The organism is Crystallibacter permensis, from assembly GCF_025960875.1.
Lineage (GTDB): Bacteria > Actinomycetota > Actinomycetes > Actinomycetales > Micrococcaceae > Crystallibacter > Crystallibacter permensis.
The window spans coordinates 315,097-339,507 of record NZ_JAODLR010000001.1; the positions used below are offsets into that span (position 1 = coordinate 315,097).

Here is a 24,411-nt window from a genome sequence, read left to right on the forward strand (position 1 = left end):
CAAAGTCATCGTGTTACCAGGGAAAGGGTTTTCGGCCGGACATCGCTAGATGTCCAGGAACCTCACGTCCTTGGCGTTCTGCTGAATAAACGTGCGGCGGGACTCGACATCCTCACCCATCAGCACGGAGAAGATCTGGTCCGCGGCCGCGGCGTCATCCATGGTCACCTGCAGCAGCGTACGGTTATCCGGATCCATGGTGGTATCCCACAGTTCCGTGTAGTCCATCTCGCCCAGACCCTTGTAACGCTGGATGCCGTTCTCCTTCGGCAGGCGCTGGTTGCTGGCCAGCCCCTTGCGGATTACCTCGTCGCGTTCCCGGTCGCTGAAGACGTAGTCGTGCGCATGGTTGGACCACTTGATGCGGTACAACGGCGGCTGCGCCAGGTAGACATAACCGTTTTCAATCAGCGGGCGCATGTAGCGGAACAACAAGGTCAGCAGCAAAGTGGTGATGTGCTGGCCGTCGACGTCGGCATCCGCCATCAGTACGATCTTGTGGTAGCGGGCCTTCTCCACGTCGAAATCCTCGCCGATGCCGGCGCCGAAGGCGGTGATCATGGCCTGGACTTCGGCATTGCCCAATGCGCGGTCCAGACGTGCCCGTTCCACGTTGAGGATCTTTCCGCGCAGCGGCAGGATGGCCTGGGTTTCCGGGTTGCGGCCGCGCACGGCCGAACCGCCTGCCGAGTCACCCTCCACAATGTAGATTTCCGACTTCGACGGATCTTTCGACTGGCAGTCTTTCAGCTTGCCAGGCATGCCGCCGGACTCCAGCAACCCCTTGCGCCGGGTGGACTCGCGCGCCTTGCGCGCGGCCAGGCGGGCCTGCGATGCCTGGATTGACTTGCGGATAACGTCGCGGGCGGGACCGGGGTTGCGCTCCAGCCAGTCGCCGAGTTCATCGGTGACAACGCGCTGGACAAAGCCCTTGGCCTCGGAGTTGCCGAGCTTGGTCTTCGTCTGGCCCTCAAACTGAGGCTCCGCAAGCTTGACGGAAATGACGGCGGTCAGGCCCTCGCGGATGTCATCACCGGTAAGGTTGTCATCCTTCTCCTTGATGATGTTCTTTTCCCGCGCATACCGGTTGATCAGCGAGGTCATGGCGGCACGGAAACCCTCTTCGTGGGTGCCGCCTTCATGGGTGTTGATCGTGTTGGCGTATGTGTGGACGCTCTCGGAGTACGAGGTGGTCCACTGCATGGCCACCTCGGCGGACATCTTGCGATCCGTGTCTTCGGTTTCGAAGGCGATGACCTCCGGGTGGATGATGTCCACCTTCTTCGAAGAGTTCAGGTGGGTGACGTAGTCCAGCAGCCCGTTGTCGTATTTGTAGACAACCTTGCGGTGCTCCGGAGTGGTTTCGACCTCGGTGGCCGGGTGGTCCAGATCCACGTCTTCGCTGTTGGAGATGTTGTCTTCGGGGTGCCGCTCATCCGTGAGCGTGATCTTCAGGCCCTTGTTCAGGAACGCCATCTGCTGAAACCGGGCCCGCAGCGTCTCGAAGTCGAACTCGGTGGATTCGAAGATCCCCGCGTCCGGCCAGAACGTCTGCTGGGTGCCGGTCTCTTCCGTGGCTTCACCCTTGCGCAGGTCACCCACCGGCTTGCCGCCGTCCGCGAAGGACTGGTGCCAGACGAATCCCTGCCGGCGGACCTCTGTCTCCACGCGGGAGGAAAGTGCGTTAACCACGGAAATACCGACGCCGTGCAGACCGCCGGAAACCGCGTATCCGCCGCCGCCGAACTTGCCGCCGGCGTGCAGAATGGTCATCACAACCTGGACCGTGGGCCGGCCCTCGGTCGGGTGCATATCCACCGGGATGCCGCGCCCGTTATCGATCACGCGGACGCCGCCGTCGGCCAGCAGCGTGATGTCGATCGTGTCGCAGTAGCCGGCCAGGGCCTCATCGACGGAGTTGTCGACTACCTCATAGACCAGGTGGTGCAGACCGCGGGGACCGGTGGAGCCGATGTACATACCGGGGCGTTTGCGGACCGCTTCGAGACCTTCCAGAACGGTGATGTCGCTGGCACCGTAGTCTTTGGGTTTTACGCCCTCTGTCTCCTGGGGTTCTGCGCCGGTATTTTCCAGCTCATTCTCCTGCGCCACAGTTGCCGTCGACTCCTCAAGTTCCGTCTCATGTTTGGGCGCCCTCCCAGCAGGGAAAGGCGCCGCCACCTAATTCTAGCGTGTCGCGGCGCCGAATTATGCATGAACAGGCCCTGGACGGGCAAGAAACTGCCTTTTCCCGCATTGAGGGGCCCTGTTATGGGTCGGTGTATAGGCGGCGGCCCTCTGAGTGCTCTACTCGGCTCCTGCGCATTTCGCAAGAGCCCGCTTCGATGCTGTGGAGTTTATCCGTAAGTATCGCGCGGACCGCGCCCGCTGACGGTCCGATAGCCCTTGCGCCAATTCGGCGCGGACGGAGCGAGGACCTGGATTTTGGTGACGACGCCGGGACCGAGCGCTTCATCGAAGCGTTTGATCAGCGCATGGCTCATTAACCGCAGCTGTGTCGCCCATGCGGTGGAATCGCAGCGCACCTGGACCGTTGTGTCCTGGAAGCTCTCCGGCCGGCAATGTGCCGCAATCTCCGCCCCGACCAACTCGTCCCAGCGGGAAATCACGGATCCAACCGCCACCGGCGAGGACCATCCGCGGTCCTGAATCAAACGGCCGAAGACCGATCCGACGCCCCTCGGATCCCGGCCGGAATCCTGTTTCGACGTTGCGCTGACAGGATGAGACGGCGGCGTACGACGGCGTGTGGCTGACCGGGTGCGAATCTCACCACGGCCTGCGGCCGCTTCACGGACCCGGTTAAGCATCGCTTTGGCGGCATCAATTTCGTCGTGATGCGTTGTCTCGGGCTGGGCGGGACCGGTCCGTGGCGCCGGCAAATCCGCTTGGTCCCCCTGATTCTCCCTGGGTAAGGAAGCGGGGCGTTTTCCGGTTGCCATCACTGATCCACCCCTCCCGGAATGACTGTCAGCTTCTCGCCGCTGAGAGCAGCAGGGATGTCTTCCACTACTGCTGCAGTAACGATGACTTGCTCTGCACCTGCCACAATCCTGGCCAGTTTATCCCGGCGCTGGGTATCGAGTTCGGCGAAAACATCATCGAGGATCAGTACCGGGGCAGCCCCGGGAGTCTGGTCATCTTCGCGGAGCACATAGTAGGAAGCCAGCCGCAGGGACAAAGCAAGGGACCAGGTTTCCCCGTGGGATGCGTAGCCCTTGGCCGGCGTCGGGCCGAGCACGAGCTCCAGCTCGTCGCGATGCGGACCGACCAGGGAAATACCGCGCTCCACTTCCTTTTTGCGCTGAGCCCTGAATGCTTCCAGATATTTGGCAGCCAGTTCCTGAACGCTCAAGGAGCCCAAAGGGAGATCCGGCGCGGCGCCGTCGTTCTCTATTTCTCCCTCGTCCGATAGCTGCAGGTCGATTGTGGAACGATAAATGGCCGCGGCCTTTTTCGAACCGTCCGTCAAGGATGCGTAAGCGGCAGCGACATGCGGCTGCAGCAGTTCGACCAGTTCGAGCCGCGCCTTGAGCAGTGCCGCACCGGCCTGGGCCATATGTTGGTCCCAGACCTCGAGGGTTGATTCGTGCGTTGCGGTGAACCGGCCACTCGCACGCGCCGATTTCAACAACGCGTTGCGCTGCTTTAATACGCGGTCGTAGTCGCTGCGGGTGGCTGCATGGTGGGGAACCAGGCTCGCCAGGAGTTCGTCGAGAAAACGACGCCGGTTGGATGGATCGCCCTTGACCAGCGATAAGTCTTCCGGTGCGAAAAGAACTGTCCGAAGGATGCCCAATACGTCGCGGGCACGGACGGGGTTCGCGCGGTTGATTCGGACCCGGTTGGCCTTGCCGGGGTTGATTTCCAGTTCCAGGGAGGTGGACTGGCCGCCGCGGGCAATCCTGGCACGTACGAGGGCCCGATCCGCGCCGAAGCGGATAAGCGGGGCATCCGTGCTGACGCGGTGCGAGGACAGGGACGCCAGATAACCGATCGCTTCGACAATATTGGTTTTGCCGACGCCGTTTGGGCCCACAAATACAGTGGTTCCGGGCGTAAAAGGAATATCCAGCTGGGGATAAGTCCGGAAATCAGTCAGGGATAAATACTCTACAAACACCTAGCAACGGCTACTTCTGGTTGTCATCATGCTGTTCTCCGGCGTCGCGGACGCCGGGTGCGCGGACGGCATGTCCGCCGAACTGATTGCGGAGGGCCGCCACCATTTTCATGGCCGGGGCGTCGTCCTGCCGGGAAGCGAACCGGGCGAAGAGCGCGGCGGTAATGGCGGGTGCGGGAACGGCGTGGGCTATGGCTTCTTCCACCGTCCAGCGGCCCTCGCCCGAGTCTTCGACATAGCCGGCGATCTTACTGAGGCCGGGATCCTCTTCAAGCGCCTTGACCATGAGATCCAGCAGCCACGAACGGACCACGGTGCCTTTTTGCCAGGCGCGGAACGTTCCATGGACATCCTTGATGATGTCCTTGGCTTCGAGCAGTTCGTAGCCTTCGGCGTAGGCCTGCATGAGTCCGTATTCGACGCCGTTGTGCACCATTTTTGCGTAGTGGCCGGCACCGACATCGCCCACGTGAACAAAGCTTTCTTCCCGCGGTCCCTCGGGGCGCAGTGCATCGAACAGCGGCATGGCTGCCTGCACACGGTCCGGATCTCCGCCGGCCATCAACCCATAACCGTTGGCCAGTCCCCAGACACCGCCGGAGACGCCGACGTCGACAAACCCGACGTTCTTCTCGGCCAGCAGCGTTTCATGTTTCTGGTCCTCGGTGAACTTGGAGTTCCCGCCGTCGATCACAAGGTCTCCGGCTTCAAGCTTTCCGGCCAGATCGGTGATCACCGAGTCTGTGATTTCCCCCGCCGGAACCATAACCCAGATGATCCGTGGTGCCGGAAGGGCTGCCACCAGCGCATCGACCGATTCGACGTCCGTCCGTTCGGGATTGCGATCGTAGCCGGTTACCTCAATATCCGCGTCACGCAAGCGTTGGCGCATATTGAAGCCCATTTTCCCAAGTCCAATGAGGCCGATATGCATAACGATCACTCTTTCCCGGTTGTGATTGAGACTGGTGGCGCGGGTCTGAACTGAGGTTCTTGCTGCTTTCGGCCTATTGGTTCGGCAACCGCACCGGCATCAGCAGGTAGCGGTAGTCTTCCTTGTCATCGCCTTCGAGGTCGTCCTGGGCAGACATGACCGCCGGCTTTGGCGGAGTTGTGAAGGAGAAACGGACGAACTTGCTGCTGAAGGCATTAAGGCCTTCCGACAGGTAGTGCGGGTTGAAAGCAACCGTAATTTCGTCACCGGACAAGCCTGCTTCGATTGCCTCCGATGCCTGGGCATCTTCGCCCGTGCCTGCATCCAGCGAAAGCTGCCCGTCGGTGAAGGCCAGGCGTACGGGAGTATTGCGCTCGGCAACCAAGGACACGCGGCGTACCGCCTCAACGAGCACCGAGGTTTCGACCGTTGCGTGGATGGGTGTGTTCTCGGGGAACAATGAACGGATCTTGGGGTAATCGCCGTCGACCAGCAGCGAAGTGGTGCGGCGACCGCCGCTTTCAAAGCCAATGAGCTCGCTGTTGTCCGAAAGCGCGATGCTCAGATCGCCGGAACCACCGAGTGTTTTGGCAACTTCGTTCAAAGTCTTTGCCTTGACCAGTGCGCTGGTGGAGATACCGGGTGTGGTTGGACGCCAGGCAACCTCGCGCAGCGCCAAACGGTACCGGTCGGTGGAGAGCAATGTGATGAGATCGTCTTCAATCTCCATGCGGACACCGGTCAAGATCGGCAGAGTGTCGTCCCGACTCGCCGCGATGATCACCTGGCTGACCGCTTCCGCGAAAGCCTCTCCATCAACAACACCGCTGATATCCGGCAGGGCAGGCAGTTCGGGGTAGTCGCCGACCGGCATGGTTGCCAGGTTGAACCGGCTACTGCGGCAGGTCAGGGTCACCTTCGTGCCATCGGTGGAGACATCAACCGGGGCCGAGGGGAGGCTCCGGGAAATGTCCGCGAGGAGGCGGCCGGAAACGAGGATGGTACCTTCTTCGGTTACCTCCGCCGGAATCTGAAGACGGGCGGATATCTCGTAGTCGAAGCTGGCGATGCTGACCATGCCGGCTTCGGCTTTGATAAGCAGGCCGGACAGTACGGGAACAGGAGGTCTCGGTGACAGCGAGCGGGCTGTCCAGGTAACGGCCTCGGCCAGGACATCCCGATCAACTCTGAACTTCACTGAAGTGTGCCGCCTTTCACAACGTACATGCCGGGGAATGCCAGTGGTTACAACTCTGCCGCTCTTCCCGGCAGAAAGAACCGGCGGCTGCTGTTGACCAATGACAACAATTCTCTGTGCAAGCTTAGCCGCCAGACAGGCATTCTCACACCGGAGGGTGATTTCGGTGGATTAGGGGATCAGGCATCCGTGAGCTGGGATCGGAAGGGTCAAATGTTATTTGGAAAAGCCTGAATAAATGGGATTCGTAGTGTTAATAACGTCTGTGGATACTGTGGATAACTCGGTCTGGCCCCGGGTGCTGGCCAAATTGTCCTGTTCACAAGATGTGCAGTTCTTCCGTTGGTGCCTGTGAGGTCGTGTGGACAAGAATCCTTGTGATTATTGGGATCCACAGGGGACAGGGTAGTTATCCTCTGGTGAAGCGTGGTTCTCCACTTAACCATCCACAGCTTTATCCACACCTGTTAATCTCGGACGGTCCGGAGAGCCTGAAAGAAAAGCTTCAGAAAATTGCCAAGAGTGCGAAAGGTACCCGGGGAGTGGACTTTATGGTGTTAGTTCTCGCGCTGCTGCTGCTTGATGAGGTTGGTCAGCTCGGTTACCTGGTTGTAGATGGCGCGCCGTTCAGCCATCAGTTCCCGGATCTTTCGATCCGCATGGATGACGGTTGTGTGATCTCGGCCACCCAGTTCCTGACCGATCTTCGGCAGTGACATATCCGTCAGCTCCCGGCACAAGTACATGGCGATCTGTCTGGCGGTCACGAGTGTGCGGGTCCTCGACTTACTGCACAACTCCTCAAGACTGAGTTTGAAGTAGGCCGCCGTCTGACCCAGGATCGTGGTCGATGTGATCTCTTGTGCCCCGTCGTCGGTAATCAGATCCTTGAGGACGATCTCCGCCAGGGCCATGTCCACGGCCTGGCGGTTCAGACTTGCGAAGGCAGTGACACGGATCAGCGCGCCTTCGAGTTCGCGGATGTTGGTAGAGATTTTGGACGCGATGTACTCAAGCACCTCATCCGGGACGGAAAGGCCCTCGCTGATGGCCTTCTTGCGCAGAATTGCGATCCGGGTTTCCAACTCGGGAGGCTGGATGTCGGTCAGCAGGCCCCACTCGAAACGTGAGCGCATCCGTTCCTCGAACCCGGAAAGCTGCTTCGGCGGAAGATCCGAGGTGATGACCACCTGTTTGTTGTGGTTGTGCAGCGCGTTGAAAGTGTGGAAGAACTCTTCCTGAGTTGCATCCTTGTTGGCAAGGAACTGGATGTCGTCGATGAGGAGAATGTCCACGTTCCGGTACAACTGTTTGAAGCTTGCGCCTTCATCGTCCCGAATGGAGTTGATGAAGTCGTTCGTGAACTCTTCGGAATTTACATAGCGAACGCGGATCCCATTGTAGAGGTGCCGGGCATAATGGCCGATCGCGTGGAGCAGGTGGGTTTTGCCCAGCCCTGAATCACCGTAGATGAAGAGCGGGTTGTAGGCCTTGGCGGGAGCTTCGGCTACGGCCACGGCAGCTGCATGTGCAAAACGATTCGATGAACCGATGACAAAGGTGTCGAAAATGTACTTCGGATTGAGCCGGCCGAATTCATGCGAGGTACTCGGCGGAGTGGGCTGCGCACGAACTTCGTCACCGGCGGTGCTGACCGGCGACGGGGCAGCTTCCGGTTCGGGTTCGGGTTCCGACTCGGTGACCATGTCGGTATCCACAGAGAATGCACAGAGAATCTCGTCCTGGAAGACATCGCGGAGGGCATCCTGCAACGGCTCCTTGAGCTGCTGGGATTGGAAGACTTCCCTGGTGAGCTCATTGGGAACAGCTACCAACAGCGTGGTTCCAATCAAGCCCTTGGCCTGGGCGAGGACTACGAAACCTCGCTGCCTGGGACTGACTCTGTCGTCCCGTTCCAAGGTGCGAACCACCTTACGCCAGGAGCTTCCGACGTCGTTTATTTGGTCCGTATCCACCGAAAACCCCTCAAATAGCAGTAATGCAAATTCCTCCACTTCCCGTTTTACCGGATCCAGGACCTTCATCCACAGAGTTATACACAGACGTGGATAAAGTGCTCTTGCCAAGAGTAGATGATGATTCTGGTAGAAGATAGCTGGAAAGTGGCCTGAGTGAACTAATGCGTTCGGCGACGGCGAAAGCGGTCGGCAGGAGGTTGTCCACAGGTGTTTATCCACACCGGTGGATATCAACGGCGCGGTGCTGGTTTGACGGAACGCCGTTCGAACCCCTACCGTTATGTAGTCCTTCGTGTCTGCTTTGTGCATACCCCCATGCCTTTTGTGAGGTTGCCAGAGCAGATGCCCAATAGAGCGTCCGCCTGTTACTTCCCCTTGTTGCAACGGGCTGAGGCGCATCTGTCGATCGTCTTGGAGTAACCACCGTGAGCAAGCGGACTTTTCAGCCGAATAACCGCCGTCGTGCCAAGAAGCACGGCTTCCGCCTTCGCATGCGTACCCGCGCCGGCCGTGCCATCCTGGCAGCGCGCCGCGGCAAGGGCCGTACCGAACTGTCGGCCTAACCAACTGCCGTTTGTCGAATCCGGCTGCTTTGTCTTTCAGCAGCCGCACACCGGAGTAGGCAGCTTTCATTATCATGCTGTCCAGTAAAAACCGGATGCGCCTTTCGGCAGACTTCTCAACAACTGTACGTTCCGGCGCCCGCTCTGGGCGTCGGAACTTAGTGTTATACGCGGTTCCCACTGCCCTGGACCAGCCGAGCACTTTCGGCTTTATCGTGTCCAAGGCCGTGGGGAACGCTGTAACCCGCAATCTCGTTAAACGGAGACTGCGGGAGATCGCGGTGCAGAGTCTCAGGGCTTATCCACAGGGGCTTTCTGTTGTCGTCAGGGCATTGCCTCCGGCAGCGAACGCAAACTTCGGCGCTCTGAGCAACGACTACCGCAAGACATTTGCAGCAGCGACGTCAAAGTTCCGCGCGGCACTGCCCGCGGCCGAGCAGGGAGGACCCGCCGAATGAGCACAACAAGCCATTCGCCGGCGCAGCCTCCTGCCGCTGCGTCCGCCGCGCTTTTTTTCTGGACTTTGCCGCAGAACTCGCTGATCGGGTTGCTGAAGGCATACCGAAAAGTCGTCTCTCCTGTGTATGGACAAGTGTGCCGGTTTTTTCCCTCTTGTTCGGCCTACGCGCTGGAAGCGGTGACCGTCCATGGAGCCGCTAAGGGAACATGGCTTGCGGTGCGTCGGCTTTCGCGTTGCCACCCCTGGAACGACGGCGGCGTCGATCACGTGCCGTTGTCCCCATATTATGAGCGTCTGCTTCGGGAGAATCCCGCTGGAACGCCACGGATTATTGTGCTGAATCACCCGGAGATTCCGGCCGACGATGAAGGCCGTCCAAGCGGCCCGAGGAGCTAACGAGTAATGGACTTCCTGAACACCATACTTTTCCCTTTTATGTGGGTGGTCTCATGGATCATGCGGGCGTTCCATGACCTGTTCACCACCTTGGGAATGGATGCGGCGAACGGCTGGACCTGGACGCTGTCCATCGTTGCTTTGGTGCTGGTCATCCGGGCTGCTCTCATCCCGGTGTTCGTCAAGCAGATCAAGGCCCAGCGCGGAATGCAGGCGCTGCAACCGGATCTCCGTAAGCTCCAGCAGAAGTACAAGGGTAAGACGGATCAGCTCTCGCGTCAGGCGATGACGCAGGAACAAATGGCCCTGTACAAAAAGCACGGCACCAACCCATTCTCGGCCTGCTTGCCGATGCTGATCCAGATGCCGTTCTTCTTTGCCTTGTTCCAGGTACTGAGCCAGGCATCCGGAGCTAGCGACGAAGGCCGCGGTATCGGTGCTTTGTCCGCCCAAGACATTCAGCAGTTCGATGCCTCCACCATCTTCGGTGCACCCCTATCAGCCTCTCTTCTTCACGGCGGCGGTGGCGACAACCAGGTTGCCGTTATCGTGCTGTCGATCATCATGATTCTGGCGATGACTGCATCGCAGTTCATTACCCAGAAGCAGATCATGTCCAAGAACATGTCCGAGGAAGCATTGGCCAGCCCGTTCATGCGCCAGCAGCAGATGATGCTGTACATCCTCCCCTTGGTCTTCGGCATCGGTGGAATCAACTTCCCCATTGGTGTTCTCATCTACTGGACCACTACCAACCTTTGGACAATGGGCCAGCAGTTCCTTGTGATCAGGCGGATGCCTACGCCCGGTTCGCCTGCTGCCAAGGCCTTGGCTGAGCGTCGTGCAAAGAAGGGACTGCCTATGGTCCCCCTTCTGGGAGAGAAGAAGTCCGAGGAGTCGGCCGTCGAGGCCCCGGCTGCCACCAAGGTGCAGCGCCCGCAGCCCCAGCGTAAGAACAGGAAGAGAAAATGAGCACCGAGAGCGTTTCCGATACATCTGCCGATCAGTCAGCCCTGGAAGCCGAATCCGAAGAGTCGGCCACACAGTCCAACAACGCGAGCCGTTTGGAAGAAGAAGGCGACGTAGCTGCGGACTACTTGGAGGAGTTGCTCGACATCGCCGATATCGACGGCGACATAGACATCGAAGTCCGCAACGGACGTACGTATATCTCGATCGTTTCTGAAGAGGACGACAACGATGCTCTTCAAGCGTTGGTCGGCCGTGATGGCGAAGTCCTGGAGGCACTGCAGGAACTCGCAAGGCTGGCCGTTCTGACATCTACGGAGAGCCGATCACGACTTGTTCTTGATATCACCGGCTACCGGGAAGAACGTAGCGTCGAACTGCACAAGATCGCACAGGATGCCGTCGCCAAGGCAAAAGAGACCGGCGAAGAGGTCGCTTTGGCACCGATGAGTGCGTATGAGCGGAAGATCGTTCACGATGCGGTAGCTGACCTCGGGTTGGCCAGCGAGTCAGAAGGCGAAGGAGCCAATCGCCACATTGTCGTCTCGCTCGCTTCCTAGTCCTGCCGGCCGTTGGCCTGACCTACTTATCGAGGTATATACGTGGTTGAAATAACGCCGAAAGAGAAGGCAGCGGCGTCGTCGGTATTTGGAGACCGAACAGCGCTGGCAGAACGTTACGTGCAGCATCTTGCAACATCAGGCATGGAACGGGGCTTGCTGGGTCCCCGTGAAGTGCCGCGTCTTTGGAGCCGGCACGTGCTGAATTGTGCGGTCGTAGCCGAACTCATTCCCGCCGACGCTTATGTCGCCGATGTCGGAAGCGGCGCTGGCCTGCCCGGACTTACATTCGCCCTGGCGAGACCTGACCTGCGGCTCACACTAATCGAGCCCTTGGAGCGCAGGGTAATTTGGCTGAATGAAGTTATCGACGACCTAGGCCTAGACAACGTGGAGGTCCTGCGCAGCCGTGCAGAACTGGCCGTAGGACAGGTCAAAGCAGATGTTGTAACGGCACGGGCCGTATCCGCCCTGAACAAGCTGGCACCCCTGACGATTCCGCTCTTGGAAGGCCATGGGCAAGTTCTAGCCATCAAGGGGCGAAGCGCGGTAGAAGAGATCGAGAAGGCCGCGAAGGTGATCCGCAAGCTGGGCGGCACGGACACTTCTGTCGTGACGGTTGGGGAAGATCTCCTGGAGGAACCCACCACCGTTGTCCGTATTGTGGTTGGTCGCTGATTCCTCCGCTGACGAATAACCCACACCTGCGTGGGGTCGTCGTCATTCTGGAGTGCCAGCAGATAGTCTAGAGTCACTAAAGCCGGAGATAAGGGAAGTGAGCGAGTTCTGGTGGGTTTGGGAGACGAGCGCTCTGCGGGACGCAGCTTCACTTCATCACGAGACCGGCTCCGAGGCTGGTTTTCTTCGTTCACTCAACTCATAAAGGTCGATAATTAATGACTAACATCGAGGTTTCACGTGAAACATCGGCTACCGGCGCCACGGAAATGCAGGTCGAGTCGACGGTTCCCAGCGTTATGGATTCGATCGATGAAAGCACACCGCTAGCACGTGAGCTTGCCAGCGAGAACCGGCGACGCGAAAGGTTGCAGGGACGCGACCTGCCGAGGCCCAGCGAAACGCGGATTCTTACAGTAAGCAACCAGAAAGGTGGCGTCGGTAAGACAACGACGACGGTCAACATTGCCGCTGCCCTGGCCGCCGCTGGGCTGAATGTTCTTGTCGTGGATATTGATCCCCAGGGTAACGCCTCGACTGCTCTCGGCGTCGAGCATCACGCGGACGTGGACAGTATTTACGATGTCCTCATTAATGACCTGCCGTTGGCTGACGTACTGGCTCCCTGCCCGGACATCAAAAACCTCATCGTAGCTCCGGCTACGATCCATTTGGCCGGTGCGGAGATTGAACTCGTTTCACTGGTCGCCAGGGAACAGCGGCTGCGTCGCGCCATAGACGTGTACGCGAAGGAACGGGAAGCCGCGGGACAGGAGCGGTTGGACTACGTCTTCGTTGACTGCCCGCCGAGTCTGGGGCTGCTCACCGTCAACGCTTTTGTAGCTGCGCAAGAAGTTTTGATTCCTATTCAATGTGAATACTACGCATTGGAGGGGCTCAGCCAACTCCTCAGCAATATCGAGATGATTCAGAAGCACCTCAATGGCGACCTGGTTGTTTCAACGATTCTTCTGACCATGTACGACGGTCGAACAAACTTGGCTGCGCAGGTTGCCGCGGAGGTACGCCAGCACTTTCCGGATCAGGTTCTTGGCGCTGTGATACCTCGATCCGTGCGTATTTCCGAGGCGCCGAGTTATCAGCAGACAGTCATCACTTATGATGCATCCTCCAGCGGTGCTCTGTCTTACCAGGAAGCAGCAGCAGAAATTGCCGAGCGCGGGCGGCAATCCAAGTAACTCCAACTCTCAACGGTAGACTTAGCTCCTAGTCATAAAAATGCTCGCATTCGCGTGCATTCAGGAAGGATCCCTTGATGAGTGAGAAACGCCGCGGTTTGGGTAGGGGCCTGGGTGCGTTGATTCCGAATTCACCTGTAGCCACAGAAGAAAAGAATATCGAGCCAAGTCCGGCAGCTGCCCGCCGTGGTCGCCCGGTCGACGTTTTTTTCCCGGCAGCTTCCCGTCGCGACGAAGACAACTCGCCGTTCCTGAATACCCATTCGGAAAGAGGCGGTGCCTCTTCAGCAGCGCAGGTCGCTGAGGTCCTTCGAGGACCCCGGAAAAGCTCGCCATCAGCACGTAAACCTGTGAAGAAGGCTTCGGCCCAGCCGTCTCTGGACACCGATAGCGCGGACGCCGAGACCGAGACTGCTCCAGACTCCACAGCTAATGGGAATGAAGAGCTAGTGGTTGCTCCCGTGGAACCTGATGCAAAGGCGGTAACTCCGGCTGGGTCTTCCGAAACTGCAGCGGCAGCTGATGAGTCGCAAGCAGCCGAGCAGGAGTTGGTGGAATCTATCGAGCTGCCGGCTGCCCCGGAAGTCGATGAGGATGTTTCCCGTGAAACGCTTGTAGAGGTGCCAGGGACGACGTTCGCTGAAGTTCCGATCCTGTCCATTCACCCTAACCGGAAGCAGCCGCGGACAGTCTTCGACGAAGAAGACATGGCGGAATTGGTGCACTCGGTCCGAGAGATCGGCATTCTGCAGCCCATTGTTGTCCGACCATCGGGTGAGAGCGGCGAATATAAGTATGAACTGGTCATGGGCGAGAGGCGTTGGCGTGCTTCTCAAGAAGCTGGAATGGAGACCATTCCAGCTATTATCCGTTCGACAACTGACGACGATCTACTCCGTGATGCGCTTCTGGAAAACCTCCATCGGAGTCAACTGAATCCGCTTGAAGAGGCAGCGGCTTATCAACAATTGCTGGAAGACTTCGGATGTACGCATGATGAGCTGGCTGATCGTATCGGTCGCTCGCGACCCCAGGTAAGCAACATGATCCGACTCATGAAGTTACCGCCGTTGGTACAACGTCGTGTAGCAGCGGGTGTCTTATCTGCAGGGCACGCGCGTGCCCTGCTTGGGCTCGCAGATCCCGCAGAAATGGAGAAGCTCGCTCAACGGATTGTTGCTGAAGGATTGTCCGTCAGAGCAACTGAGGAGATTGTCTCACTAAGTGATGGACTTCGTAGGCCAAAGAGGGAGTCAAAGCCTCGAGCTGGTGCACGCCATGAGCGATTGGACTATCTAGCCACTTCGCTTTCTGATCGGCTTGATACAAGCGTCAAGATTACCCTGGGCGCAAAGAAGGGCCGGGTCAGTATAGAGTTCGCGAGTGTCGACGACTTGAACAGGATCATGACCGTCTTGAGTCCAAATAGCGACGGATAATTCAGTACTAAGCTGCCTCGAAGGGTAGGTCCCGCAGTCAAGCGGTTCCTGCCCTTCTCGCGTCTGGGCATACTGTTCCACGTGAAACCGAGAAGTACGGTCGAAGTCGCCCGGATATTTTCGGGTTACGTCTGGTTTCACGTGGAACGCTGTGTCGGACCCGGATTAGTAAGGTACGGTTCATCTCGGCAAGCGGACCAGTAGAACGACTTACCTATACGCGAGGAAAGTGCGTTAACTACTGAAATGCCGGTCACCCATCTGCCGTGTGATTGGAGAATAGCCCGAAATGGTACGGGTGTTCCGTACAGGTGGTACCGCTTTTCACTGGGGTTGCCAGTCTGCTCTGTGGCCGAGGTGTTTACTCCCAGAAGTCGCTGGATGCCTGGGCTCCTGACTTCGCCGCCGGAGATCGGGTCGATGCCCACGGTTAGGAAGCCGTCGATGATGAACAAGTCGACGTAGCTGAAATTGTTGCGCCTGTTTGGTGACCGATTCTGTTGCTGCGGGCGATGACGTGTTTGCGTGGGAGGTGGCTGATACGCATGAAATGGACGGTGTGCTCGGTGTGGCAGGTGGCAACGCCGTCAGAGCAACACCCGGAAATGAAGACAGTTCCAACTACGAGGACAAACGGTACCAACATTATGGACTAACGGTACCGACTACTGCTATCAGCGAGTTCGATGTCGATCGTATTGCAGTAGCCGGCCAGGGCCTCATCGATGGGGTTGTCGACCACCTCATAGACGAGGAGGTGCAGGCGGCGGGAACGTGTGGAGCCCATGTACATATCGCGGCGTTTGCGGGCCGATTCGATACCTTCCAGAACGGTAATGTCGCTGGCAACGTGGTCTTTGGGTTTTACGACCTCTGTCGGTAGAGGATGCATACGTACTCAACCAAATCGTACCCTGCGGCCGGGTTCGACCAGACGCTGCGCTCATCAAATGAGCGCGACAGGTAGAAGTAGGACATGGTGAGGAACGGGTGACTTCCTACTCCAGGCCCCCAAAGGAATCTGAGTACAGCATGAATAGCGGACCGAGGTTAATGTTCCGAAAGCGCGCGGCTCCTACCCTTCTTGCCTTTGTGCGGGGTGTTCCGTGTGAAACCGGACATGTAGCTTGAAGTGGCCACCGAATCGGTCTCACTTTGCGTGTGGTTTCACGTGGAACGCGATGTGGGGCTCGGTGTAGGCAGGGTTCCCTCAGCATGTGCACTCAGCTTGGCAAGCGGCACAGGCGAGGGGTTCACCCGGAGTGGTGAGGTTTCGGTTTAGAGTAACCCGTTCGTATCGCGTAGTGGAACGCGCTGATGGGACTGGAATAGAATTGAAAAGCTTGATCCAAAAGCATGCCTATGTCCTCGGCATCTGTGTGGGCCAACTGCCGGCGCTGGACGGTGCTGGTTGATTTGGGTGCGCGATGTTCTGACCCCCCGGGACAGCAATTTGTCATCCATCCTACCTGTAACAGATAACTCACGTTCCGCGGACGGTATCCATTGTTCCAATCCTGCGTTTCACGTGAAACCCAAAAGTCGTAATCCTGGGGACACTCGAAGAGTACCTTTCGGCCGCGCATTCTCTGGGAAACACATTTGGGACGTCAATCTGGGTGAAGTCCTGGAGCGGTCGAACGCGCTACGACCCGAGGACGGAGGCGCATACAATCTCGTCGTGACTGATCGACTGCACGTTAGCACTCCCCGTTGCGGATGATCCTCAGACGCCGTAGCGTAAGGAGCCAGCCGAGGGTAGTCATACGTTATGGAAGTGGAGCTGCAGCCGATCGGGGCCGAGCCGCTTGAAACGCGGCGAGCGATAGCGCACCTCATTGTTTAGTAGGGGCTGGCAGCACCAGTGTTAGGTGGATCTGCCCGCGTTGTGGCAGGAGCAGTATGCAAATCGCCGCAGACTGATTGGCCTCGACGCTTTGGTCCTTATTGGTCGTTCCTTGACCTGTGATTCCTCTGTTTCAACCCGGTTCATGAGGCGGTGCTGGTTTCACGTGGAACGCGGTGGTATATCGGATGTATCGGGATCCCTGGCTACTAGTCCTGGGATCCATTTGGACGCTTCCGTACCGTCCCAGTTCCGATCAGCTCGTGGTGCAATATCGGCTGCCCGTTCCGTGCACTACGTCATGCAACCGTCGAACCTGCTTGACGAACCAATCATCAGGATACTGGGTGAGGCGATGACAAGTAGCCCGAATTCCCCCACACCGTCGAAATTGGACCCCGAAGTAGGCAGCCAAGCGCAACCGGACTGCAGCGAAATACTCTGAGTCATGGAATTCGGCTTCGCTTGTTCTTAGGATGGCGTGCCTGCAAGTATAGGATGCCATGTTTCACGTGGAACAGTCGTCTGCAGCCAGGACCTGACCATTGATACTCTTCTTCATCCAGATGGAAGTGCTACTCCCAGGCTGCCTAGTTGTTTCGCAGGTACCAGATTGCAGCATTCATGTTGTTGCTTGTCGCACTGAGCTTTCAGATGTGGCATTCGAGGGCGCGCCGAAACATATCCCTGACCTGCAAGAGAGGTTTCACGTGGAACGACTGGTCTGCGGAGCGGGTAAAGCGGCTGAACGTCCATAGAACTGTACGGTACGTATTCCGCATTCGAGTTCTCAGCTAGGACAGATAGGTTGGATTTATGCCAAAAGACCGCGGTTAATTGAGCACAATTGATAGGTGCCACAGCTAGTGTGCCTCGATTTCGCGTGGGCACTGTCCGCCTGTTCTAGGATCAGAGTCTGTGGCCGAATCCCGACTCTCTGGTATCCCGGTCTATGTGCGTAGCGAAGCGGTTTTCCAGAAATTCAATTGCCTTCTGGGCATAACATGTTTGACGCGTACAGCACAGATCCAGCTAGCTTCTTTAGGGCGGGTTCTGGCAACACGGGCGCTGGTGCCATTTGGAACATTACCGATCGTACCGACCCCCTATTATGTGAATGCGGGCGTTTACTTTGCAGTGTCGAGCCTTCGAAAAAAGGGCCCTCCTCAGAACGAGTCTTTCGGGCTATAGGCATAGGTCCAGGGCTGTTTCCTGAGAATGTGTGCCCACCTGTTCCAGGGAGACTAGTGTTCGGTTAGTTTCACGTGGAACATCGCCGGGTAGGTCGTGGGACATCTATGAAGCCGCATCGTCCAGACGTCGCTGTCTGATTCTGACTCGAGAAAGCGAGCAAGACCTTTCGATGAATATGCCGCACAGTAGCGCTCCGTCGCTGTTACCTGGGGCTGTTGCGCTGATGCGCGTGGCGATTGGCTATGCAGTTGGATGGCTAGGGAACACAAGTGTCGCTCTCGACACAGTTTCACGTGGAACGAGCGCAGTACCTGGGCAGCGGCTTGATGGGAGGCGCCGAAGGGACAGTCAAAACTACAGGTCAGTCGGTGTAGCTGCAGGCTGTCCCGCCGCTTAACGTTAGTAGGACTGAAAAATTGCCAACACGATCCGCAGCCGACCTAGCTCTATAGAGTGCGGTTTGCAGATGCCCTGGCGGACCACGTGTTCTCCTGCGCTGGCACCAATACCTGCAGAGAAGCATTCCACTAACGTTGTCGTCAACGTTCTCCCGTACGCGAAGCTCTCTCGATGATGAGCGCTAAACCAATTGTGAAAGTGGCGCGCGTCAAATCAAGACGGGAAAAGGATGCTTTCACTCGTTGTCTGGTGTAAAGAATTGGATAGTGCCCCATCACTTGGAGCCCTACTCCCCGCAATTGTTAGGACGGTTAGGGGGCACCCTCGCTTCTTAGGCGTCCCGTGGCACGTACATCGGCGTGCGGCGGTAAGGCCGCGCTGAAGGGGAACAATACTAGTCTCAAATCCAGCCATTTCCCCGTCGGCTCATGGGTGCGGCGGAGTCTCCAGCACATCAGATTGTTGTCTCGTGTTGGGTGGCTGTTCCACGTGAAACGGTGACAACAAGTCACCGTTCGATTCGGGGGTGGTACCTTCCTCTCCATCTAACGACGGTCGCTACGACACCCTTAAGCGATGGCTGCCCGACGGTTCCTGAATGTGGAAACGCACGTTGCAGCAAGCGAGGTCTCTACTCTGGGAGTCCAAGACGATTGAATCTGGGCACTAGTGGTCCGAAATGATCTCCTACTTGGGGCTCAGTGGCATTGGCTGTCGATGACGGTTGAAGCTACGGTGATGTTTTCCCGTGGAGCTTATTGTGGTGCGGTTCTCCCACTTGAGCTCTACTAGCCATTACGAAGAGAGTTCGGCAGTTCAGATCTGTTCCTATAAATGACATCGGTATCCTTGCGGATCACTGCTGTTTCACGTGGAACTTCGAAGAGTCAGAGGCGTACGCTACTTCCATGATCCAAGGTCTATCCAGACCCAATGCAGCAGCTGTCGGCAGGAACGGCTACTGGCGACACATAATGGCGTCGTTTGGCGGCATGAAGTCGTTTCCTGAGTTTGAGCCTGAGGACCGGTAGGGATTGTTGGTGTCGGAACCCCACGTAGGTGGTACCGATATTCTCCGGAGTTGATACTGCGGCCATTCTCGGCATGGTGATTCTCCCATTGAGCAACACATCAGGCGGGAACAGACATCAAACAGGCTCGACGCTTCAGCGATGCCGGCTTGCGCATTGTCGACGTCATACTCACCTACAGTGTCGACCCAAATGCCGTCAGCGACCTCTTCGCAGTCCTGGTGACCGGTGATCACCAACCCGCAGCAGTCAGCTTGATTTACTTAGAGCTGACTAGTGAACTGAACCCTTCCAGATCAGTCGCCACGGATATCATCCTGAATCGACTGGCCCACCGGCGGCACGACAGAACTGAGACGTTGACGTGCTCCGGCGGGCAGTCCGGAGCCTAAAGCCTCCAGCAGCTGCTGAAATAGGCCGACGCAACCTGGATAGCCGTGATCAGCCCCACAGGGCAGCAAAGCGTTTCCGATCTTGAGCGCCTAGCTGTATGACCTGACCGGCACCGGCCGACGGAATAGCAGTACCAAATATGTGGACAACCGGTAACTAGGTGACTAACAGTCTTGCAAATGAATGATTTGCCAGTTTGGGCAGCTACGTCCCACTGCCCGGAAGAACTGAGGGTTGCGGTCATCTATATTCGTCTGGGTTGCGTCTGCATGGGCCTTATTCCCACGCGCGATCTCAACACAATCAGCAGGACCTTCCCGAGCTCTTACAGTTTAACTGCAGCTCACAGGCTTGGTTATCTCAGGGGCTCCATACAGTGAAGGAAGCAGCAGCGCACGTGCCACGGGGGCCATCTTTGAGATCGCGGCCCGCGGGAGCGCAACAAAGATGTGTCCCCTCCTCTGCTCGCGGGGCCTAGAATGGCGGTGGCGAACTCCAACGGCGTGGGTGAATCCCGCCATGGTATCGACGGCATGACGCTGGTAACCTCAATCAAGCTCCTTAGGGAAGAGCTCATCAGAGCTACTGCCAAGGCAGCGTTTCACGTGAAACGCGAGTTCAGAGCTCTGGGTTGAAGCGCAGCACGTCATCCAGTGCCAGGGTACCTGTCGGTTCGTCATCCTCTTCCAGCAGGTAGAGCCGCTGGATAGCTATAACAATGGCGTCGGCAACTACCTGGCGGAATACAGGGTCGGCCAGTCTCCCTGCCTCATCAGGATTGCTGAGATAACCGATGTCTAGTTGGATTGACGGGATGCTGGTCAGGCGCAAGATGTCCCAACTGCGTCCATGAATGCCTAGGTCTGTCGCCGTTGTCCGGGCAAGAACTTCCTTAAGGATCAGCTCCGCGGCCCGATGCCCGATGGGCGAACGAATTTCACCGGTTTCAGGTTTGCCCCAGTAAAAGGCAGAGACGCCATTTGCCAGCGGTTGATCAAGCCAATCGCAGTTGATTGAAATGCTCAAACTGGGAGAAGACTGGCGAATCAACTGGACTCGGTTGTCCATTGCCTTCTCTTGGTCGATATCGACAACGGATACCTCCGCGCCGAGGCTGGCCAGGGTGCTTTCAACGCGACGCATCACATCGGAGGCGACTAGTCTCTCAGTCAACGGCTTTCCGCTTGCCTTGTCGGTCACGGAGGATCGAAAGGAAGTTCCGCTACCGGCGGTCAGGCAAACGACGCGCCCTTTGAGCGCGGCGGACGCCTGGTTGAGTCGCTCATAGTCCCTGAGCGAGAAAGCCTGACTTGGGCTAATGCTCCGGTTCACCCGTGCCATTGCACCGATGAGAGCGGCATCCGCTACGCCGGTGGGTTCAAGTCCGAGATTCAGTTGCAGTTCCCGGACGGCGTGATGGGTGCGTACAGCGAACTCGCCGTCTATGTGGCCGTAATAGAACCCGAGATAGGACAGTTGGCGTTGGAGCTCCGCTACGTCGTCTCCGCGCGTGTGGTCGATGCCCTGTTGCCAGAACATGGGCCTGTCTCCGAGGTGGTATTGTGCTTCGCCCAGCGCCCTCAGTGTTTCAGGACCTGCGACGCCATCTACCATGAGCCCACGGTTTTGCTGGAACGTTCGAACGGCAGCATCAACGTGGTCGTCGAAAACAGTCGGGTCGTTGACTTGATCCGGTGCCAGATACGCCATGGAAATGCCGGCGCGCAGCAGCCTTTCTCTCAGGGCCACCACGCGCCGGCTGGTATCCGAACGGCGCAGACTCTGGTCTGCAGCGTCGTTATCCATAATGGTTAGCCGAGGAACTCAGCGAATTCCTTTTCGATAACCTGCTTCGGCTTCGCACCGATGGAGGTAGCGGCCACCTTACCGTCCTTGAAGACGTAGACAGCGGGGATGGACGTAATGCCGTACTTGGCAGCGGTAGCAGGGTTGTCATCCACATTCAGCTTGACGACCTCGACCTTGCCGGCGTGCTCTGCGGCAATATCGTCCAGAATGGGCGTCAGCATACGGCAGGGGCCGCACCATTCGGCCCAGAAATCGACGATGACGGGCTTGTCGGACTTCAGGACGTCAGCGTCGAAACTGGCATCCGTGACATCTTTAGCGTTGCTCATAGTAATTCTCCTTCTGAACAGTTGGACTAGACGGTTACCGGCTCGGCTACCGGAATCTCGGCATCCTCGAGGGAAGCGAGGTAGTGCTCGACGTCGATGGCTGCGACGCAGCCGGAGCCGGAAGCGGTGATGGCTTGACGGTAGGTCGGGTCAATGACGTCGCCGGCCGCGAAGACGCCTGCGACAGACGTCCGGGAAGACCGACCGTCAACGGCGATGGTGCCTTCGGCCGTCAGGTCCAGTTTGCCCTTGACGAGATCTACACGGGGATCATTGCCGATGGCCACGAATACACCGGTCACGGGCAACACGCTCTCGGTCCCGTCGACGGTGTCAGTAAGGCGCAGAGCCGTGACTTTGCCGGTCCCATCGATACCGGTGACCGAGGAGTTCCACTGGAACTTGATCTTCTCGTGGTTCAGCGCCCGGTCCTGCATGATCTTCGAGGCGCGTAGGCTGTCCCGACGGTGGACGACGGTGACAGACTTTGCGAATTTGGTGAGGAAGAGAGCTTCCTCCATAGCGGAGTCGCCACCGCCAATGACGGCGATGTCCTGGTCCTTGAAGAAGAAGCCGTCGCAGGTTGCGCACCAGCTGATCCCGCGGCCTGCCAGACGCTTCTCATCTTCCAAGCCCAGCTCGCGATAGGCGGAACCGGTGGAAATGATGACGGACTTCGCGGTGAACGTCTCGCCTGTGCCGATCGTGACCTTCTTGATGGGGCCATCGAGTTCGAGTTCGGTGACGTCTTCAAACAGGATTTCCGTGCCGAAGCGCTCGGCCTGCTTTTGGAAGGTGTCCATGAGATCCGGTCCCATAATGCCTTCGGGGAAACCCGGGTAGTTTTCGACGTCGGTGGTATTCATGAGTTCACCGCCGGCTTGCACAGAACTGGCGATCAGCAGCGGCTTCAGGTTGGCACGCGCCGTGTAGACAGCTGCCGTGTAACCGGCAGGGCCGGAGCCGACGATGATGACGTCCCGCACGGACGTGGTGGTATCTGTGCTCACTGCTTGTGAACCTCTTCCTGTTTTTACGGTGTCATGCCCCGATAGAGGCCGGTCCTGACCGGGTCTAGCCAATTGTCACAACGAGCGGAGTGCCAAGCTTATTCCGTGCCGGGCACCGCTGGATCCCCGGCACGGCTGGAACAGATCAAGAAACTTCGATCTCGGCCATACGAATTCCAAAGGGCGGGCCGCCCTGGGGATTGGAGAGCCTGGGCAATTGGGTGAAGTTGATGATGACGTACTCTGCCTTCGGCGCGGCACCTTCATCTTCCGGAACCGGGATAGTGGTGTTCTGGGCAGTGAAGCTGCCCTGGGCAACCTGGCGGGCGCCCTCCAGAGACGGGGAATCGTTGAGCATTACAGAGAAGTTGCCGCCGCTGCCGCTGAGCTGCGTCAGCTCGATGGTGCTAATGCTCGAGGCCTCCTCGAGTTCGACGATCAGGGCCATGTTGGACGCGTAACCGCCGAACTGGTCCGACTGGTACTGGAAACTGGTCCAGTACGTCGCAGGGTTTCCGTCGATGGCCTCCGGCAGACTGCCGTCGTTTTCCGCGTCGAGACTCGGCATATCGGGCACCAGCCGTTCCAGGCCGGCAATTACGGGCTCCACTACGGCATCTTCGGCGGGAGCACTCTCTGCGGCGCCCGTTTCACCCGGAGTAGCCGGCGCGGAATTGTTCTCTTCGGTGTTTTCGCCTGCAACGGGGCCGCCGCGGAACAGGTTCAGCTGGTTGACCGCGATGACGACGGCGATAATCAGCAGAACGGCAAGCAAGCCGCCGATCAGCAGCCGCGAGGTTTTCGGGCTGTTGTTCTCGTCGTCGTCATACTCGTCGTACTCGTAGTCTTCTTCGCGCGACTTCGTATTGCCGCGGGCCCCAGCGGGGAACATCGAAGCCGCCCGGACGTACTCGTCTTCCTCCGAACGGGCATCGCGCGTTGGCGGGGCCGGCGCGGCAGGTTCAGCGGCGGGCTGATAAGAGGTTTGCGGCCGGTCTTCGTAGTAATCGTTGTCCGACCAGAGGCTGACCTTCGGGGCTCCACTGTTTTCCCGGTGTTCCGTTCGCTGGTCCACCGGTGCGGTAGCCGGATGGTTGTTGTCGTCGAAGAACTGCGGCGGCGACAGGGGCTGAGGGGGGACGCTGCCAGCGCGCGCGGAACTGTCTGCCTGGGGACGCTCGAAGTGGGTTGTGCGGTCATCGGCCGTACCAGCTCCCGAGTGACCTGCTGCAGCGGCGCCGGCTGCCGCGCCTGCGGCTCCAGCACCGGCCGCTGTACCGGCTCCCGGGCGACGGCTGAACAAAGGCCTGGCGCCGCCGTCGTTGTTTGAACGGCCGAGTTTGGGCAGGTCCAGCTTGTTCAGGCGGTCGCGGAGGCTGGTGCGCGGCTCGTCGTCGTACTCTTCCTCGTAGTAGTCATCCTCGTCATAGGTCTCCGGCTCGCGCGAGCGGGCCTGGCCGAAAATCTCCGAGCCGAGGGTGTCCGTGAAGAACGGCTCGACATAGGGAGCGGCATCCTGCTGGATGACCAGATCCAGGAGGTCCGCCGCCTCGGCCTGGTTGGTGATGAGGTACGTGTAGCCGTCCGTGATGCCCAGGTCCAGGACCTGCACGCTGCCGGCACGCTCGCCCGTGGCGATCTCGCGGGCACTCATGGCCGCCTGGCTGGCGTTCTCCGGCGCGGCGACGAGGATGCTGACCGGCCGGTTGAGCACCTGGTCCACGCCGTTGAGGACCAGGTCCTGTTCGGCGGACGCGAGGATCTGCGCGGTGACCTTGTAGCGGCCACCGAGCAAGGTCCCCACATCTACTGGTTGCGGCACGTGTTCCTCCAGGCGGAATAGTTGGGCGTTAGGGCGCCCTGGACGTTTGGTTACATGCT

General features: G+C 58.5%; 18 protein-coding genes and 1 pseudogene. 8 read left to right on the top strand and 11 right to left on the bottom strand.

Features of this window, described 5'->3' with window-relative positions; genetic code table 11:
- Positions 1-45 precede the first annotated feature (45 nt).
- The 6 genes from gyrB to dnaA form a co-directional block, all read right to left on the bottom strand.
- The gene (gene gyrB, locus B0G38_RS01535; RefSeq protein WP_264667977.1) at positions 46-2,094 is read right to left on the bottom strand and encodes a DNA topoisomerase (ATP-hydrolyzing) subunit B; all 2,049 of its coding nucleotides are present in this window, start codon (positions 2,092-2,094) and stop codon (positions 46-48) included.
- Between the two features lie 263 nt (positions 2,095-2,357).
- Positions 2,358-2,903: a DciA family protein gene (locus B0G38_RS01540; RefSeq protein WP_413542014.1), complete on the bottom strand. Its 546-nt coding sequence runs from the start codon at positions 2,901-2,903 to the stop codon at positions 2,358-2,360.
- A gap of 59 nt (positions 2,904-2,962) precedes the next feature.
- Positions 2,963-4,144 (bottom strand): DNA replication/repair protein RecF, encoded by a 1,182-nt coding sequence (recF, locus tag B0G38_RS01545; RefSeq protein ID WP_264667795.1) that lies wholly within the window; start codon positions 4,142-4,144, stop codon positions 2,963-2,965.
- 10 nt (positions 4,145-4,154) lie between these two features.
- Positions 4,155-5,087: a phosphogluconate dehydrogenase (NAD(+)-dependent, decarboxylating) gene (gnd, locus tag B0G38_RS01550; RefSeq protein ID WP_413542012.1), complete on the bottom strand. Its 933-nt coding sequence runs from the start codon at positions 5,085-5,087 to the stop codon at positions 4,155-4,157.
- A 64-nt stretch (positions 5,088-5,151) separates the two neighbouring features.
- Complete coding sequence (gene dnaN / locus B0G38_RS01555) at positions 5,152-6,276, bottom strand: DNA polymerase III subunit beta (protein WP_264667796.1); 1,125 nt, start codon at positions 6,274-6,276, stop codon at positions 5,152-5,154.
- Between the two features lie 557 nt (positions 6,277-6,833).
- Positions 6,834-8,252: a chromosomal replication initiator protein DnaA gene (dnaA, locus tag B0G38_RS01560; protein WP_169993009.1), complete on the bottom strand. Its 1,419-nt coding sequence runs from the start codon at positions 8,250-8,252 to the stop codon at positions 6,834-6,836.
- Positions 8,253-8,680: 428 nt separating this feature from the next.
- On the opposite strand from dnaA, the gene rpmH reads away from it, so the two are divergent.
- The 8 genes from rpmH (at position 8,681) to B0G38_RS01600 (ending at position 14,519) form a co-directional block, all read left to right on the top strand.
- Entirely contained in the window at positions 8,681-8,818 is a 138-nt protein-coding gene (rpmH, locus tag B0G38_RS01565; RefSeq protein ID WP_003800212.1) for a 50S ribosomal protein L34, read from the top strand.
- 74 nt (positions 8,819-8,892) lie between these two features.
- Complete coding sequence (gene rnpA / locus B0G38_RS01570; RefSeq protein WP_264667797.1) at positions 8,893-9,276, top strand: ribonuclease P protein component; 384 nt, start codon at positions 8,893-8,895, stop codon at positions 9,274-9,276.
- Positions 9,273-9,674: a membrane protein insertion efficiency factor YidD gene (gene yidD / locus B0G38_RS01575; RefSeq protein WP_264667798.1), complete on the top strand. Its 402-nt coding sequence runs from the start codon at positions 9,273-9,275 to the stop codon at positions 9,672-9,674. The genes rnpA and yidD overlap by 4 nt, the downstream gene beginning before the upstream one ends.
- Before the next feature lie 6 nt (positions 9,675-9,680).
- Positions 9,681-10,646 carry a membrane protein insertase YidC gene (yidC, locus tag B0G38_RS01580; RefSeq protein WP_264667799.1) on the top strand — a complete coding sequence of 322 codons (966 nt, stop codon included), beginning with the start codon at positions 9,681-9,683 and terminating at the stop codon, positions 10,644-10,646.
- Positions 10,643-11,203: a Jag family protein gene (locus tag B0G38_RS01585; protein ID WP_264667800.1), complete on the top strand. Its 561-nt coding sequence runs from the start codon at positions 10,643-10,645 to the stop codon at positions 11,201-11,203. Before yidC ends, B0G38_RS01585 begins: the two co-directional genes overlap by 4 nt.
- Positions 11,204-11,245: 42 nt before the next feature.
- Positions 11,246-11,881 carry a 16S rRNA (guanine(527)-N(7))-methyltransferase RsmG gene (gene rsmG, locus B0G38_RS01590; RefSeq protein WP_264667801.1) on the top strand — a complete coding sequence of 212 codons (636 nt, stop codon included), beginning with the start codon at positions 11,246-11,248 and terminating at the stop codon, positions 11,879-11,881.
- Positions 11,882-12,099: 218 nt separating this feature from the next.
- The gene (locus tag B0G38_RS01595; protein ID WP_264667802.1) at positions 12,100-13,080 is read left to right on the top strand and encodes a ParA family protein; all 981 of its coding nucleotides are present in this window, start codon (positions 12,100-12,102) and stop codon (positions 13,078-13,080) included.
- Between the two features lie 77 nt (positions 13,081-13,157).
- The gene (locus tag B0G38_RS01600) at positions 13,158-14,519 is read left to right on the top strand and encodes a ParB/RepB/Spo0J family partition protein (protein ID WP_264667803.1); all 1,362 of its coding nucleotides are present in this window, start codon (positions 13,158-13,160) and stop codon (positions 14,517-14,519) included.
- Between the two features lie 679 nt (positions 14,520-15,198).
- Here the strand turns inward: B0G38_RS01600 and B0G38_RS23270 are convergent.
- The 5 genes and pseudogenes from B0G38_RS23270 to B0G38_RS01625 all read right to left on the bottom strand — a co-directional run.
- Positions 15,199-15,411, bottom strand: a pseudogene (locus B0G38_RS23270) (hypothetical protein); the annotation flags it as partial.
- 4,589 nt (positions 15,412-20,000) lie between these two features.
- Positions 20,001-21,188 (bottom strand): N-acetylmuramoyl-L-alanine amidase, encoded by a 1,188-nt coding sequence (locus tag B0G38_RS01610; protein ID WP_264667805.1) that lies wholly within the window; start codon positions 21,186-21,188, stop codon positions 20,001-20,003.
- A gap of 5 nt (positions 21,189-21,193) precedes the next feature.
- Positions 21,194-21,520, bottom strand: a complete 327-nt coding sequence (gene trxA / locus B0G38_RS01615; RefSeq protein WP_264667806.1) for a thioredoxin — start codon at positions 21,518-21,520, stop codon at positions 21,194-21,196.
- Between the two features lie 26 nt (positions 21,521-21,546).
- Entirely contained in the window at positions 21,547-22,530 is a 984-nt protein-coding gene (gene trxB, locus B0G38_RS01620; RefSeq protein WP_264667807.1) for a thioredoxin-disulfide reductase, read from the bottom strand.
- Positions 22,531-22,675: 145 nt separating this feature from the next.
- Complete coding sequence (locus B0G38_RS01625; protein ID WP_264667808.1) at positions 22,676-24,352, bottom strand: ABC transporter substrate-binding protein; 1,677 nt, start codon at positions 24,350-24,352, stop codon at positions 22,676-22,678.
- Positions 24,353-24,411 lie beyond the last annotated feature (59 nt).

Coding starts and splice junctions, on each gene's coding strand:
- yidC (WP_264667799.1), top strand. CDS start 9,681: ATGGACTTCCTGAACACCATACTTTTCCCTTTTATGTGGGTGGTCTCA.
- B0G38_RS01595 (WP_264667802.1), top strand. CDS start 12,100: ATGACTAACATCGAGGTTTCACGTGAAACATCGGCTACCGGCGCCACG.
- B0G38_RS01610 (WP_264667805.1), bottom strand. CDS start 21,188: ATGGATAACGACGCTGCAGACCAGAGTCTGCGCCGTTCGGATACCAGC.
- rnpA (WP_264667797.1), top strand. CDS start 8,893: ATGCTGTCCAGTAAAAACCGGATGCGCCTTTCGGCAGACTTCTCAACA.
- trxA (WP_264667806.1), bottom strand. CDS start 21,520: ATGAGCAACGCTAAAGATGTCACGGATGCCAGTTTCGACGCTGACGTC.
- B0G38_RS01600 (WP_264667803.1), top strand. CDS start 13,158: ATGAGTGAGAAACGCCGCGGTTTGGGTAGGGGCCTGGGTGCGTTGATT.
- yidD (WP_264667798.1), top strand. CDS start 9,273: ATGAGCACAACAAGCCATTCGCCGGCGCAGCCTCCTGCCGCTGCGTCC.
- B0G38_RS01585 (WP_264667800.1), top strand. CDS start 10,643: ATGAGCACCGAGAGCGTTTCCGATACATCTGCCGATCAGTCAGCCCTG.